This is a genomic window from Pseudooctadecabacter sp., assembly GCF_965657175.1.
Taxonomy (GTDB): domain Bacteria; phylum Pseudomonadota; class Alphaproteobacteria; order Rhodobacterales; family Rhodobacteraceae; genus Octadecabacter.
Genome location: NZ_CBFHNH010000008.1, coordinates 134554 through 148763 on the forward strand (window position 1 = coordinate 134554; position 14210 = coordinate 148763).

The 14210-nt window shown below is 62.6% G+C and carries 13 protein-coding genes; 9 read left to right on the forward strand and 4 right to left on the reverse strand.

Annotated elements, in window-relative coordinates; all coding sequences use genetic code 11:
- Positions 1 to 28: 28 nt before the first annotated feature.
- Both ACTG36_RS09180 and ACTG36_RS09185 read right to left on the reverse strand, forming a co-directional pair.
- The gene (locus tag ACTG36_RS09180) at positions 29 to 1321 is read right to left on the reverse strand and encodes a 3-deoxy-D-manno-octulosonic acid transferase (protein WP_375281257.1); all 1293 of its coding nucleotides are present in this window, start codon (positions 1319 to 1321) and stop codon (positions 29 to 31) included.
- A 42-nt stretch (positions 1322 to 1363) separates the two neighbouring features.
- Entirely contained in the window at positions 1364 to 1963 is a 600-nt protein-coding gene (locus ACTG36_RS09185; protein WP_375281256.1) for a GcrA family cell cycle regulator, read from the reverse strand.
- A 194-nt stretch (positions 1964 to 2157) separates the two neighbouring features.
- On the opposite strand from ACTG36_RS09185, the gene ACTG36_RS09190 reads away from it, so the two are divergent.
- Positions 2158 to 2964, forward strand: a complete 807-nt coding sequence (locus tag ACTG36_RS09190; protein WP_375281255.1) for an ABC transporter permease — start codon at positions 2158 to 2160, stop codon at positions 2962 to 2964.
- Positions 2965 to 2973: 9 nt separating this feature from the next.
- Here ACTG36_RS09190 and ACTG36_RS09195 read toward each other — a convergent pair whose 3' ends face one another.
- Positions 2974 to 3864, reverse strand: a complete 891-nt coding sequence (locus ACTG36_RS09195) for a DMT family transporter (protein ID WP_375281254.1) — start codon at positions 3862 to 3864, stop codon at positions 2974 to 2976.
- A gap of 247 nt (positions 3865 to 4111) precedes the next feature.
- Here ACTG36_RS09195 and ACTG36_RS09200 point away from each other — a divergent pair, with 247 nt between their 5' ends.
- The 6 genes from ACTG36_RS09200 to gndA all read left to right on the forward strand — a co-directional run bounded on the left by ACTG36_RS09200 (position 4112) and on the right by gndA (position 9945).
- Positions 4112 to 5293 (forward strand): aspartate aminotransferase family protein, encoded by a 1182-nt coding sequence (locus ACTG36_RS09200; RefSeq protein WP_375281253.1) that lies wholly within the window; start codon positions 4112 to 4114, stop codon positions 5291 to 5293.
- Positions 5286 to 5768, forward strand: coding sequence for a GNAT family N-acetyltransferase (locus tag ACTG36_RS09205; RefSeq protein ID WP_375281252.1), 483 nt, complete (start codon positions 5286 to 5288; stop codon positions 5766 to 5768). Before ACTG36_RS09200 ends, ACTG36_RS09205 begins: the two co-directional genes overlap by 8 nt.
- 84 nt (positions 5769 to 5852) lie before the next feature.
- On the forward strand, positions 5853 to 6758 hold the full coding sequence (argF, locus tag ACTG36_RS09210; RefSeq protein WP_375281251.1) for an ornithine carbamoyltransferase: 906 nt from the start codon (positions 5853 to 5855) through the stop codon (positions 6756 to 6758).
- Positions 6759 to 6864: 106 nt separating this feature from the next.
- Positions 6865 to 7623: an SGNH/GDSL hydrolase family protein gene (locus ACTG36_RS09215; RefSeq protein ID WP_375281250.1), complete on the forward strand. Its 759-nt coding sequence runs from the start codon at positions 6865 to 6867 to the stop codon at positions 7621 to 7623.
- A 68-nt stretch (positions 7624 to 7691) separates the two neighbouring features.
- A complete protein-coding gene (locus ACTG36_RS09220; protein ID WP_439142078.1) occupies positions 7692 to 8474 on the forward strand; it encodes an SGNH/GDSL hydrolase family protein in 783 nt (260 codons plus the stop codon).
- Between the two features lie 61 nt (positions 8475 to 8535).
- Positions 8536 to 9945, forward strand: coding sequence for an NADP-dependent phosphogluconate dehydrogenase (gndA, locus tag ACTG36_RS09225; RefSeq protein ID WP_375281248.1), 1410 nt, complete (start codon positions 8536 to 8538; stop codon positions 9943 to 9945).
- Between the two features lie 190 nt (positions 9946 to 10135).
- Here gndA and hrpB read toward each other — a convergent pair whose 3' ends face one another.
- Positions 10136 to 12559, reverse strand: coding sequence for an ATP-dependent helicase HrpB (gene hrpB / locus ACTG36_RS09230; protein ID WP_439142081.1), 2424 nt, complete (start codon positions 12557 to 12559; stop codon positions 10136 to 10138).
- Positions 12560 to 12673: 114 nt separating this feature from the next.
- Here hrpB and meaB point away from each other — a divergent pair, with 114 nt between their 5' ends.
- Both meaB and rpmB read left to right on the forward strand, forming a co-directional pair.
- The gene (gene meaB / locus ACTG36_RS09235; RefSeq protein ID WP_375281442.1) at positions 12674 to 13672 is read left to right on the forward strand and encodes a methylmalonyl Co-A mutase-associated GTPase MeaB; all 999 of its coding nucleotides are present in this window, start codon (positions 12674 to 12676) and stop codon (positions 13670 to 13672) included.
- Positions 13673 to 13837: 165 nt separating this feature from the next.
- Positions 13838 to 14125, forward strand: a complete 288-nt coding sequence (rpmB, locus tag ACTG36_RS09240; RefSeq protein WP_439142083.1) for a 50S ribosomal protein L28 — start codon at positions 13838 to 13840, stop codon at positions 14123 to 14125.
- Positions 14126 to 14210: the final 85 nt, after the last annotated feature.

The following is a 14210-nucleotide window of genomic DNA, read 5'->3' on the forward strand; positions in this document are numbered from 1 at the left end:
GGGGCAGAGTTTCGTTGAAACTCTGTCCTCAAAGTCTCGTGGAGACTTTGGCGGCCTCCCGCAGGATGGCCTCGGCCGTGCGGGTCGCCGCCCCCGAATGGGCCGCCATGAAATCCGCCATATCTGCCTCGCTGGTCCAGTCCGGCCCGCTGAGGGCCATGGCCAATGCTTGCGCATCTGGGACGGATTGGGCGACGCCTGCGGCTTCGGCCTCCGCAAAAGGGTATTCGATGGTGTAGGTCACGGGGCCGGTCAGGACCGGCTTTCTGACGGCCAAAGGTTCGATGATGTTGTGTGCGCCGTGGTGGTGAAAGCCGCCGCCCACGACGACGCGGTCCGCGAGGGAGAGGTAGAAATACATCTCCCCCATGCTGTCACCCAAGAGGACATCGGCGGTCCAGTCGGTCGTTGGGGTAAGATGTTCGTCCAATACGTCTGACCGGCGGGCGACGGTCAGACCAGCTTCGCGCAGCAGGTCGGCGGTTGCGTCGAACCGTTCGGGCGCACGCGGCACGTAGATAATGTGGGGCGGTGCGTCGCTGTCCATCAGGGCCTTGATGGCCGTCAGATAAATGTCATCCTCCCCTTCGACCACACTGGCAAAGGTTACGACGGGACGGTCGGTGAATTTAGGTCGCAGGGCGGAGGCCGCGTCCAACAGTCGTGTCTGGATGGGCTGGTCAAACCGCAATTCACCGGTGATCTGCACGTTGGGCACGCCGACCCCTTCGAACCTCTCCGCTTGAAGTTGAGATTTGACAAATGCGCCCGCGAATTGTCCCATGATCCGCTGCCGCACGCGCAGTTTTGTGCTATCGCGGGTGAGAGATTTTGACGGGTATTGCGCGTTGCACATGTAGAGGGGCACGCCAAACATCCGGGCGGCCAAGACCATGGCGGGCCAAATTTCCACTTCCATCGTCAGGCCGATTTTCGGCTTAGTAGCCCTGAAAAAGCGCCAGTAGGTCCAGATCATATCCAGCGGGACCCACACGACAGCAACGTGACCTGCGGCGATGTCTGCCGCAAAGACCCGTTCGGCCTCCCGCCGTCCGGCGGGGGTGAAATGGGTGAAGAGAATAGTTTCACCCTTGGCTAACAATGCGCGGGCCAAGGGCACCGCCGACCTTAACTCACCTAGGCTAACGGCATGTATCCAAATGGAATTTTGCGGCACGGCAGGCAGGCTTCCGAACCGTTCTGACAGGTGCATCAGGTAGTCGCGATCCCGCCTCCCACGGTGCCACAGGTATACCATCACCAAAGGCAACAGCAGGACCCACAGCACATGATAGAGCAGCAAAAACACCCACAGGATCAAACCAAGACCTCCCCCACAGGTGTAGGCTAAAATTCCGGAATTTTAGCGACGCCGGTCTCTACGGGAGGACATCGGCTGGAACGCCACACCCACATGGGCCTCGCAATAGGGTTTGCCTTGTTGCACGGGCAGGCCGCAGAACCAGAACTGTTCGGTCGCGGGGTCTCCCACGGGCCATTTGCAGGTTTTTTCCGTCAGCTCCATCAGGCTGATTTTCTTGGCGGTCTTTTCGACCTCGTTCACTTTGGCCAAAGCCTCGGGTGAGATTTCGTTGGCCGAAGGCTGCGGCGGCAGTGGCTGTCCGGCGGGGATGATCGCGCGGCGGGCGGCCGACACTTTGGGCTGTGGCGGGGGCGAGGCGCTGACGGTACGCGGTTCTTCGACCTCGGGTTCGGGTGCCTTCTTGGGCGCGCCCTTTTTCGGCGCGGCCTTGGGGGCTGCCTTGGCTTTGGGTTCGGCCTTGGGTGCCGCGGTTTTCGCCGTCCCGCCTGAGCCTGCGCGGTTCGACAGGCCCAACCGGTGCACCTTGCCGATCACAGCGTTGCGGGTGACACCGCCCAGTTCCTTGGCGATCTGGCTCGCGGACTGACCCTCCCCCCACATCTTTTTCAACACTTCGACGCGTTCGTCGGTCCAAGACATATCTGTTCCACTTATCTTCGGCTGGGCCCCTGATTTGTCCGGCCAATCCGGCCTTCAGGGGTTGAGAATTTCTTTGATCCCCTATTCTAAGCACCTGAGGCGCGGTTACAAGGCGCAGCCCCCAGAAATCATGCGTCCCGTGCGGTTCTACCGGGGGATGAGTTTTTTGGGCCAGATGAAACAGGGGACCGGTCATGACCACGAACAAAGGCGATATGGGCGTGCGGCGCTTTGGGGCGGTCAACTGGCTGGGCACATGGACCCTGGCGCGGCGCGAGGTTTTGCGGTTCATGAATGTCTGGTCGCAAACGATCATGGGGCCGCTGGTGAACGCAGGCCTGTTGCTGTTGATCTTTACGATCGCCATCGGATCACGGCGCGGCGATGTGATGGGTGTGCCTTACATGGAATTTCTCGTGCCTGGCATCCTGACCATGACGGTGATCCAGAACGCCTTTGCCAACACATCCTCGTCCATCACCTCGGCCAAGGTTGGGGGCAATATTGTGGACACGTTGATGCCGCCGCTCAGCGCGGGGGAATTGCTGGTGGGCTATCTGTCAGGTGCTGTGGCGCGGGGTTTGATTGTCGCGATCGTCATCGGACTTGGCGCGATGGTGGCCATCGGAGTGCCTTTGGCGCATCCGGGCTGGGCCTTGGTTTTCGTGCTACTGGGGTCTGTGTTTATGGGGGGGCTCGGCATGATCGCGGCTGTCTATGCGGTGAAATTTGATCAGTTGTCCGCCGTGACCAACTTTGTCGTGGCCCCCTTGGCGTTTTTGTCCGGCACCTTCTATTCGATCGAGGCTTTGCCACCGGCCTTACAGACCTTCGGCCACTGGAACCCGATTTTCTACATCATCGACGGGGTGCGGTTCGGCTTTTTGGGGGTCAGCGACAGCGCGCCCACCTTGGGGCTTGCGGTGGTGGGGCTGGCCACTGTTTTGGTGCTGACGTTGGTGTGGTACTGGCTGCGGGTCGGGTACCGGCTGAAGGCGTAAGCCAAGGTGCTATCGGCGGCGCGCCAATGCCTCCCGCCACGCCAGAAGGGCCGCGCCTGAGATGATGATCGCAGCCCCCATGGCGCTGACCCAATCGGGCACCACCGCGAAGATGGCCCAGTCATAAAGCGCCGCAAAGATCAGCGTGAGATAGCTGAACGGCGTCACATAAGACGCATCCGCCCGTGCCACGGCGTTCACAAAACAGGTCTGCGCACAGGCCATCATCAGCCCCAGCGCCACCAACGCCGCCCATTGCGCGCCCGTGGGCGGGGCCCAATAGGGGATCATCACGGTTGAGTTCAGCAGCCAGCCGATCATGTTGTTGATCAACAGGATTTGCAGGGGAGGCTCCCGTCCGCTGAGCTTTTTGATAAAGATCAGCTCAAACCCCAAGGCCAGTGCCGCCCCCAGCGCCAGAAGCGCAGCCACCTGAAAACTGTCGGGTCCGGGCCGCAACAAAACCACAGCACCTGCAAAGGCGATGGTCGCGGCAGCCCAGCGCACGCGGCCCACTTTTTCGCCCAAGAACGGGATGGCTAAGATCATGCCGAAGACGGGGTTCAGAAAGGAAATCGCCGTGGCATCGGCCAGCGGAATGAAGGCCACCGCCGCAAACATCAGCGTCACACCCACCGCGCCAAAGGCTGTGCGTCCCAAATGCAGTTTGACATTTACCGCACGGATTTTGGGGCGCATCACGGCGGCCACCCCCAACAGCCCCAAAAGCGCGAAGGCAAACCGACCATGGGTGATCTGCAAGGGATGCAGGGGCGCGCCCAAAACGTCCGTACCCAGCGCCTTGGCCGCCAACATGGTGCCCGCAATAAACAAGGTTGCCAACACCATAAGGGCCACGGCGAGGGCAGGGTTCTGGGGGCGGGTTGCAGGATCAATCATATGCGTGCGTCCCATGACGCGGCAGCACGGGCAAGCGCGAATCTGCTTCCAATCTGACCTAAAGTGGCCTAAGGCCCTCTCATGACCAATCGCGTGACACGAACAGCCAACCGACGCCGACGCTGATCCCCTGATCCGCGCGCGCTGTTGCTGCACGTCCACCTTTCGTCATTTCCCATCCAAACATCGTTGACTTACCGGCCCGGTTTCTTCACCTCTTGGCCTTCATTTGCAAAGGGTATTCCCCATGATCTCGACCGTTCTGCCCACCTACAATCGCGCCCCCTTTACCTTCGTCAAAGGCGAAGGCACTTGGTTGATTGAGGCGGACGGGCGACGTTTTCTTGATCTGGGGGCCGGCATTGCCGTCAACGCACTGGGCCACGCCCACCCCGATCTGGTGGAGGCGCTGACGGAACAGGCCGGCAAGCTTTGGCATGTCTCGAACCTGTATCACATCGCACCACAGCAAAAGCTGGCCGATCTTTTGGCGGAACACACCTTCGCGGACACCACATTTTTCACCAACTCGGGGACCGAGGCCTGTGAACTGGCCGTCAAAATGGCGCGCAAATACTGGTTCGACAAAGGCCAGCCGGAACGGACGGATATCATCACCTTCGACGGATCCTTCCATGGCCGTTCCGCCGCTGGAATCGCCGCCGCCGGTTCTGAGAAAATGACCCACGGGATGGGGCCACTTCTGCCCGGATTTGTGCATCTGCCCTTTGGCGATCACGAGGCGTTGACCCAGGCTGCAGCGTCCAAAACCGCAGGCGCCATCATGGTGGAACCTGTTCAGGGCGAGGGCGGCATCCGCCCACTGCCTGACGCCTGTCTGAAAGGTCTGCGCGATCTGTGTGATGAACACGGGTTGCTGATGATCCTCGATGAGGTTCAGTGCGGCGTGGGCCGGACAGGCAAACTCTTTGCCCATGAATGGGCAGGCGTTGCGCCCGATATCATGATGGTCGCCAAAGGCATCGGCGGCGGTTTCCCTCTGGGGGCTGTGCTGGCCACCGAAGACGCGGCCTCCGGCATGACTGCGGGCACCCACGGGTCCACCTATGGCGGCAACCCTTTGGCTTGTGCTGTTGGCGCAAAGGTGATGGAGGTCGTCACCGCCCCCGGCTTTCTTGAAGAAGTGAACCGCAAGGCAGGGGCGCTTCGCCAGAAACTCGAAGGACTGGTGGCCTCCAACCCGCAAGTGTTTGAAGCCGTGCGCGGGTCCGGCCTGATGCTGGGCCTGAAGTGCGTGGCCCCCAATATGAATGTGGTCACCGCAGGTTATGACGAGGAGGTCCTGACAGTGCCCGCCGCCGACAATGTGGTGCGTCTGCTGCCCCCCCTGACCCTGACCGAGGCCGAGATTGATGAGGCCGTCACACGTCTGGACAAGGCCGCCACGAAGGTCGCTCTCAATGTCTGATTACGCCTTCCGGCCCATCACCCGCGCCGATTTGGCGATGTTCAAAGACTGGCTCGCCCAGCCGCATATTGACGGCTGGTGGGGCGACGGCGGAACCGAGGCACGTCTGGTCGAAGAGGACATGGACAAGGACGTTGTGGATATGCGCATCGCCCAGCACAACGGCACGGACTTTGCCTATATTCAGGACTATAACGCCCATGCCTTCGGCGCGCCCCAATACGCGGATCAACCGAAAAGCGCCCGCGCCATCGACACCTTTCTGGGGGACCCTGCGTTTTTGGGCCAAGGCCATGGCGCGGGCTATATCGCCGCCCGCGTCGCTGAACTCCGACGTCACTTTCCATGTGTGCTGACGGACCCTGACCCCGCCAATCTGCGCGCCATTGCGGCCTACACCCGCGCGGGTTTCGTACCGCTCGACATCCGCCCCTGCGAAGACGGCGATCTGGTGCAGGTGATGCGCCACGCTTAACTTCTTCTGATCCGAAAACTCCCCCCTCGGCACGTCTAACAAAATTATCTAATTTTGTTAGCCCCGCTTAAGAAACGATATGACATGACCCATTTCCTCGACATTCACAAAACCTCCCCCCAAGACCTGCGGGCGATCATCGACACCGCGGCTGACATGAAATCCGCACGTGCGGGCCTGCCCAAAGGCACGCCTGACGCGGATCAGCCTCTCAAAAACCACATGGTCGCGCTGATCTTTGAAAAACCCTCCACCCGGACGCGCATCAGCTTTGATGTGGGCGTGCGCCAGATGGGCGGCGAAACCATGGTGCTGTCCGGCAAGGACATGCAGCTGGGCCACGGCGAAACCATCGCCGACACCGCCCGTGTTTTGTCGCGCTACGTCGACCTGATCATGATCCGCACGTTCGAGGAACAGACCCTGCTGGAAATGGCGGAATACGCCTCCGTGCCGGTGATCAACGGGCTGACCGACCGCACGCATCCGTGCCAGATCATGGCCGATATCCTCACGTTCGAAGAACACAACGGACCCATCAAGGGCAAAAAGGTGGTCTGGTCTGGTGACGGCAACAACGTCTTCGCCAGCTTTGCGCACGCGGCCAAACAATTCGACTTCAACCTGACCTTCACGGGTCCCGAAACCCTTCAGCCCGAACCCGCCCTCGACGGTCTTTACACCACCGAACGCGACCCCGACAAAGCTGTCGAGGGGGCCGATCTGGTGGTCACGGACACCTGGGTCTCCATGCATGATCCGCAATCCGCCCGCGAACGGCGCCACAACCAGCTGCGTGGCTATCAGGTGAACAAAGCGCTGATGGACCGCGCCAAACCGGACGCGCTCTTTATGCACTGCCTGCCTGCCCACCGCGACGACGAGGCCACGTCCGAGGTCATGGACGGCCCCAATTCCGTCATCTGGGACGAGGCAGAAAACCGTCTGCACGCGCAGAAGGCCATCATGCGCCACTGCTTGGGGAGGTAATCCGGCCCTCATACCCCTTCGTCCTGACCCAAGGTCGTGGGAACCTGTCACCGTTTTGTTGCGTTGCATCTGCATCATCAGATCACAACCAACATCCGGTGCTGCCATGTCGGACACACACAGCTTTCCCCAAATCCACCCCGCGCCGCTGGCCGGTCACTCTGCCCTGCTGCACAGGCTGTGTTTCTACCCCGTGCTGTTCACCCAAGGGCCTTACGTCAAAATGCGCACGCCCCGCTTGCCCGAACCTGAGGGCGCGCGGTCGGGTGTTGTGGGCAATGGCAAACCCCTGCGGGTCGTGATCGTGGGCGACAGTTCTGCGGCGGGCGTCGGCGTGGCGCACCAAAAACACGCCCTGTCAGGCCAGTTGACCCGTCGTCTTGCCACCCGCACTCGGCTGGATTGGGATCTGGTGGCCAAATGCGGCAACACCACCCCCATGGCGTTGCGTCAGTTGAAGTCGGCCAATCCCGCCCGGGCGGATGTGGCGATCACAGGGCTCGGGGTCAATGATATCACATCAGGCACGCCGCTGGGCACTTGGTTGCGCCAGACCGATGACTTGATTGACCACCTTAAGGATCACCTCGGCGTGCGCCACGTTTACATGGCGGGCATCCCGCCCTTGTCGCAGTTTCCCCGATTGCAAGGTCCGCTGCGGTGGGTTCTGGGGCATCAGGCCGAACGGTTCGACCGCGCGCTGCGCGACCATCTGGGTGCCCGAGGGGATGCCACATGGATCACGTTGGATGTGTCCCTCGATCACTCCAACATGGCCGAGGACGGCTATCATCCGCGCGAAGATGTCTATGCTGAATGGGCGCGCACGCTGTCGGACCGAATGGCGATTGATCTGGGCGTGTAGGCCCACATTGGCCTTGCGCCGTAGGGTCAAGCTTGCGCCGAACAGCAACCTTTCTAAGTATTAAAGGCGTGACCCAAAGGAACACACACCCCCCGTCTGATGCAATGCCACCGGACCCGATCCATCCCGCCCCCTTGGCGGGCGGGTGGGATGTGCTGCACCGCTTGGCCTTTTACCCCATCCTTTTGACCATCGGCCCTTGGGTCAAATTCAACACCGTCCGCCTGCAAGAACCCAAAGGCCCGCGCGAAGGCGTGGCCGGTGACGGGCGTGATCTGCGCCTGTTGATCGCGGGCGACAGTTCTGCAGCGGGGGTGGGGGTCAGCACCCAAAGCCAGGCGCTTTCGGGCCAGTTGGTGGGGCTTCTTTCCAAAAGGGCCCGTGTGGATTGGCAGCTAATCGCGCGCTGTGGGGACAGTACCCCACAGGCTTTGGCCCGCCTGAAAGCCGCCCAGCCGCGCCGCGCGGATGTTGCGGTGACGGGCTTGGGTGTCAACGATGTGATCCGTGGGACGCGGCTGTCGGTCTGGCTGGATCAACAGCGCGCCTTGCTGTCCCATCTGATCGACACGGTGGGGATCGGGCATGTCTATGTGTCCGGCCTGCCGCCTGTTTACAATTTCCCGCGCCTGACCGGACCGCTGCGCTGGGCCGTGGGCCACCGCGCCGCGCGCTTTGACCGCGCGTTGCAAACCATGCTGAAAGATCACCCGCAGGCCACACATATTCCCGCCAGCATGGTGATTGATGCAGAGGTCATGGCCGAAGACGGCTTTCACCCCGGCCCGCGCGTCTACACCGAATGGGCCCATGCCGCCGCGCGCCTTATCATAGCGGATCACAACCTCTGACCTTGCCGGAAGGCACTTTGGACTTTAGCTCTAGGGGACGCTGACCAAAGGAAAATCCCCAATGACCACCACCGCAACACTGGGCCTTTACGGCTTGGGCACCATGGGCAGCGCGCTTGCGCTGAATATTCTCGACAAGGGCTTCGCGCTGCATGTCTCCAACCGCTCCGCCGAGGCCGTGCCAGACTTCGTGGAGGAAGCCCGGGGCGAGGGCTTGGCCGCAGACCTGCATGGCGCAGAGAGCCTCGAGGCGATGGTCAAAGCCATGGACGCCCCGCGTGCCATCATCCTGATGGTGCCCTCGGGCAAGCCCGTGGATGCCACGATCGACACGTTGATGCCGTTGTTGGACAAGGGCGACACGATCATCGACGCGGGCAATTCCGATTTTCGCGAGACCCGCGCGCGCACCAAAACCGTCGAAGACGCAGGCCTGACCTACATCGGGATGGGCGTGTCTGGCGGCGAAGAGGGCGCGCGCCACGGCCCGTCGATCATGGTCGGCGGCACGCCCGAGGCTTGGGACGCCGTGCGTCCGGTGATCGAGGCGATATCTGCCAAATTCGAAGGCGCACCGTGCGCCGACCACCTTGGCCCAGACGGGGCAGGGCATTTTGTCAAGACCGTACACAACGGGATCGAATATGCGGATATGCAGTTGATCGCTGAAGTCTACGGCTTGATGCGCTACGGGCGGGGCGATGCGCCTGCGGCCATCGGCAAGGTGTTCGAAGGATGGAACGACGGCCCACTGGACAGCTATCTGGTTGAGATCACGGGCAAGGTCCTGCAGGCCACCGACCGTGAGACCGGCAAGTCCGCCGTCGACGTGATCCTAGATGCCGCAGGTCAGAAAGGCACCGGCCGCTGGACCGCGATTGAGGCCATCCGTATGGGCAAATCCGCCAGCATCATCGAGGCCGCCGTCGGGGGCCGCGCGTTGTCCTCCGAAGTGGCGGTGCGGGCCGCTGGCGAAGACATCTTTGGCGCAGCACGCGGGCCCATTGAGGTGTCGGACGACGATCTGCACGACGCCTTGCTGGTCGGGCGCATCCTGTCCTACGCCCAAGGTTTCCGTATTCTTGAGGCCGCGTCAGAGGAATTTGACTGGTCCATCGACATGGCGCGGACCGCTGAAGTCTGGCGCGCGGGCTGCATCATCCGCTCCGTCCTGCTGGACGATATCGCAACCGCGTTCCGCAGTGATTTGCCCCACGGGCAGCTTGTCTTTGCGCCTGCCATGGTCACACGCTTGCAAGAGGCTCTGCCCGCCCTGCGCCGCGTGGTCTGCGCCGCCGCCACGCAAGGCCACGCAGCACCGGCCCTGTCATCCGCCTTGTCCTTTGTAGACACCCTGCGCCACGCACGCGGCACAGCAGATGTTATTCAAGCGCAGCGTGATTTCTTTGGGCGGCACGGATTTGTGCGGCTGGACGGGCGCGAAGACCAGCACGGTCCTTGGTGGGGCTGAGTTGGGGATGATCTGAAGATCAGCGCCTGCGGCGGGCGGGGTGCAAATTTTCTTCGAAAATTTGGCCTCCGGCGGAGGTATTTTTGAACCAGAGAGCTTGAGCCGTCTCGGAAAGCCTCCAGTGGAGGGTTTCAGGCGAAAGCGGGCGGAGCCCTAGGTCTTAAGCGGGTCGTCTCAATGGCACCGACCCTCACGTTTTCCGCGGTTTCGCCCTGAGCGTCGGGTCCGCCTGTGTGGGGTCTTCGGGCCAGGGGTGTTTGGGGTAGCGCCCGCGCATGTCCTTGCGCACATCGGCGTAGGATGAGGCCCAAAATCCGGGCACATCCAGTGTCGTCTGGATAGGCTTTTGGCCCGGCGACAAAAAGGTCACCCGCAAGGGGCGGCCCGCGACGGTTGGATGGCGCGTTGTGCCGAACATTTCTTGCAAGCGCAGAGTGATTTCGGGATGGTCGCCACTGTAGTCGATCGGCTTTTGATGGCCCAAGGGGGTGGTGTAATGGCTGGGCACCTCTTGATCGAGCCGCTGCATCTGCCCCCAGTCCAGCATCGCACGCAGGGCGGGCAGCAAGTCGAATGCCTTCCATTGGGCGACGGTCTGGACGCCTGTCAGATAGGGTTGAAGCCAGTGTTCAAGGGTGTCCACCAGGGCCTCATCCGCCATATCCGGCAAAGACGGATCAACTGCGCGCATCAATTCCACCCGTGCGCGAAACCGGGCTGCAGGCCCGTTCAGACGTAGGCCAAGGCTGCGAATGCCGTCTACCATGGCAGCCGCGATGTCGGCCTCGGATGCTGCGTCCCACAGGCGGTCCGACAAGACCACCGCCCCCAGTCGTTCCTGCACACGGGCCTGCACGCGGCTGTCCCGTTTCGACCACTGACACAGATGTGTCAGCGTGATCCGGTCGCGGGCGATGTCGCGCAAAATCGCCTCATCCAAACGCAGGGCGCTACGGATTTTTGCCTCTCTGGGGTGACCGTCAGTGTCCGTGACGACCAGATAGGGCGCCCCTGCCAATGGATCGGCCCCGTCCAATACGGCCCCCTTGCCGCCGGACAGCACATAGCGCGGGGCGTCGCCTTTGCGGCGCTGGGCGATGCGGTCGGGGTAGGCGAGGGCGGCCATGGTTTCCGGTGCCGGATTTTCTAATACCGGCGCATCAGGACGGCTGGGGGCCAGCTTCGCCAGCCGTCTCGCCTCTTGTTTGACACGGGCCAACGCGCCCTTGTGGACCTCATGGGGGACCCGCGCACCGGCCAGCGCCTTGAGCCGCATGAGCCCGTCCACCGGCGCGCCCTTCAGGATGTCGCGGTCCGCCAGCAGGGCCGCCAAGGGGGCCGCGGCCTTGCCCGCCAGCGCCAACATATGCGCCAGCCGTGGATGGAGGGGCAGCCGCGCCAAGGCGCCCCCGTGCTGCGTGATGCGCCCGTCCTTCAAGGCGCCCAAATCGGCCAGCAGGCTGCGGGCCTCCGCCAGTGCGCCCTCCGGTGGGGGCGTCAGAAAGGTCAGGTCATCGCTGCCCCAATTGGCCAGCTCCAATGCGAGCCCGGTCAGGTCGGCGGCCTCTATTTCCGCCGGAGGAAAGGCCAACAGCGCGCCGTCCTCGGCGCGGGCCCACATCTTGTAGGCCACGCCTTCTGCCACACGGCCTGCGCGGCCTGCGCGCTGGGTGGCCTCCGCCCGCGTGACCCGTTCGGTGATCAGCCGCGACATGCCCGATCCGGGATCAAACCGCGCCCGCCGCGCGCGGCCTGCGTCCACAACGACGCGGATGTCTTCGATGGTCAGGGAGGTTTCCGCGATCGACGTCGCCAAGACCACCTTGCGTCCTGACGTGACCGGCGCAATCGCCGCGCGCTGATCTGCAAAGCTTAGCGCGCCGAACAAAGGCCGCACCGCGCAGTCCTTGGGCAAGCGCCCTTCAAGCAGCCCCTGAACCCGCCGGATTTCCCCCTCACCAGGCAAAAACACCAAAACACCGCCAACGGTTTCCTTCACGGCCTGTGCCACCAGATCGGCCACCGCCCCGTCAAACCGCGCGGCCTTAGGCAAAGGCCGGTCCAGCCACCGCGGCTCCACCGGATAGGCGCGCCCCTGCGATGTGATCACCGGCGCGCCGATCATCTTGGCCACAGGACCCGCGTCCAAAGTGGCCGACATGACCACCAGCCCCAAATCCTCCCGCAGGGCGGTGCGGACTTCCAACACCAACGCCAGCCCCAGATCTGCATTGAGGGATCGTTCGTGAAATTCATCAAAGATCACGCAGCCCACACCGGGCAATTCCGGATCGGTTTGCAACATGCGCGTCAGGATGCCTTCCGTGACCACCTCTATCCGCGCGCCCGCCACGCTCTCCCCCCGCATGCGGTAGCCCACGGTTTGACCCACGCCTTCCCCCAATTGCGCGGCCAACCGTTCGGCAGCCGCCCGTGCGGCCAAGCGGCGGGGTTCCAACATCACGATCTTGCCTGTCACGACCTCTAACAACGCCAATGGCACCCGCGTGGTCTTGCCCGCACCGGGGGGCGCTTGCAGCACGGCGCAGCCTGCGTCCCGCACGGCGGCGCAGACGTCATCCAACACGTCATCAATGGGCAATTTGTCCAACATCGCCCCTTTGCACCCCGCTTGGACGGCGGGGTCAACCGGTCCTCCTTCATCTGGCCAGAAAAACTCAAATCCGACAGGTCTGGACAGCGCGCCGCCCCCTGCCGATAAAGCGCCATGGATATCGCGACCACAGCCCAACACATCCGCGACGGCAACCGCCGTGCGCTGGCGCGCGCGATCACCTTGGTCGAAAGCACCAAACCCGCCGATCGCACCACAGCCTCAGACCTTCTGGCGGCGTTGGGGACCGACCGTCAGGCGCTGCGCATCGGGCTGTCGGGCACGCCGGGCGTGGGCAAATCAACCTTCATCGAGAGCTTTGGCAAAATGCTGACCGGCATAGGCAAACGGGTGGCGGTCCTGGCCGTGGACCCCAGCTCCACCCGTTCAGGCGGGTCGATCCTGGGGGATAAAACGCGGATGGATTTGCTCAGCCGCGATCCAAATGCCTTCATCCGCCCCTCGCCTTCGCAATCGCAACTGGGCGGGGTGGCCCGCCGCACCCGTGAGGCGATTGCGCTGTGCGAAGCAGCGGGGTTCGACGTGGTGCTAATTGAGACCGTGGGCGTCGGCCAATCCGAGACCGCCGTGGCCGAAATGTCCGATCTGTTCTTGCTGCTGCTGGCCCCCGCTGGCGGGGATGAATTGCAGGGCGTCAAACGCGGGATCATGGAAACCTGCGATATGATCTTGGTGAACAAGGCCGACGGCGACCTGAAACCGCAGGCCATCCGCACCTGTGCGGACTACGCCGGTGCCCTGCGCCTGATGCGCAAACGGCCCCATGACCCCGAGGGGTTTCCCAAAGCGGTGGCGGTTTCGGCCCTGCAAGAGGACGGGATCGCCGCCGCATGGGATGAGATGTGCAGCCTGACCGACTGGCGCCGCGACACAGGAATCTGGGACACCCGCCGCACCACCCAAGCGCGGTTCTGGTTTCACGAAGAGGTCCGCGCAGGCCTGTTGAACCGCCTGACGTCAGACGCCGCCATAAAAGACCAGCTGGCCCAGCTGGAAGAGGACGTCGCCACCGGCAAATCGCGCCCCTCGGCCGCCGCCGACGCCCTGATTTCACAGCTTTTTGCTGCAGGCGGGCTGACGTCGGGGGATTAAGCCTGCGGTGCGCGTCTTGCGGGGGTGAAAACGGGTTGACGGGGGCACGGAATCCTTCTACCTCCCGCAAACGAATTTCTGGCTCTGCGATGGCAGGGCCTTCTCCGTTTGACCCTTGGGCCTCCGATCCGATGTTGATGGCCCACCTTGATGAGGAATATTGCCATGTCGCGCCGTTGCGAACTGACCGGAAAAGGCCCGATGACGGGCAACAACGTAAGCCACGCCAACAACAAGACCCGTCGCCGGTTCTTGCCAAACCTGCAGGACGTGTCTTTGCAGTCCGACGTTTTGGGTCGGTCTTTCAAATTCCGCATCTCCTCGGCTGCGTTGCGCACTGTTGACCACCGCGGTGGTTTGGACGCGTTTATGGCGAAGGCCAAAGACGTTGAACTGTCCGACGCGGCGCTGAAAGTGAAAAAAGAAATCAACAAGGCTATGGCGGCCGTTTAAGCCCCTGACCTGATTTTATTCGAAAGACCCGGACCGAAAGGTTCGGGTCTTTTGCTGTCTGGGATGCGCCTGCGGCGGGCGGGGG

Bases quoted from the DNA above. Each gene is read 5' to 3' on its own strand.
- ACTG36_RS09185 (WP_375281256.1), bottom strand. From the start codon at position 1,963: ATGTCTTGGACCGACGAACGCGTCGAAGTGTTGAAAAAGATGTGGGGG.
- ACTG36_RS09190 (WP_375281255.1), top strand. From the start codon at position 2,158: ATGACCACGAACAAAGGCGATATGGGCGTGCGGCGCTTTGGGGCGGTC.
- ACTG36_RS09195 (WP_375281254.1), bottom strand. From the start codon at position 3,864: ATGATTGATCCTGCAACCCGCCCCCAGAACCCTGCCCTCGCCGTGGCC.
- ACTG36_RS09200 (WP_375281253.1), top strand. From the start codon at position 4,112: ATGATCTCGACCGTTCTGCCCACCTACAATCGCGCCCCCTTTACCTTC.
- ACTG36_RS09205 (WP_375281252.1), top strand. From the start codon at position 5,286: ATGTCTGATTACGCCTTCCGGCCCATCACCCGCGCCGATTTGGCGATG.
- argF (WP_375281251.1), top strand. From the start codon at position 5,853: ATGACCCATTTCCTCGACATTCACAAAACCTCCCCCCAAGACCTGCGG.
- ACTG36_RS09215 (WP_375281250.1), top strand. From the start codon at position 6,865: ATGTCGGACACACACAGCTTTCCCCAAATCCACCCCGCGCCGCTGGCC.
- gndA (WP_375281248.1), top strand. From the start codon at position 8,536: ATGACCACCACCGCAACACTGGGCCTTTACGGCTTGGGCACCATGGGC.
- hrpB (WP_439142081.1), bottom strand. From the start codon at position 12,559: ATGTTGGACAAATTGCCCATTGATGACGTGTTGGATGACGTCTGCGCC.
- meaB (WP_375281442.1), top strand. From the start codon at position 12,674: ATGGATATCGCGACCACAGCCCAACACATCCGCGACGGCAACCGCCGT.
- rpmB (WP_439142083.1), top strand. From the start codon at position 13,838: ATGTCGCGCCGTTGCGAACTGACCGGAAAAGGCCCGATGACGGGCAAC.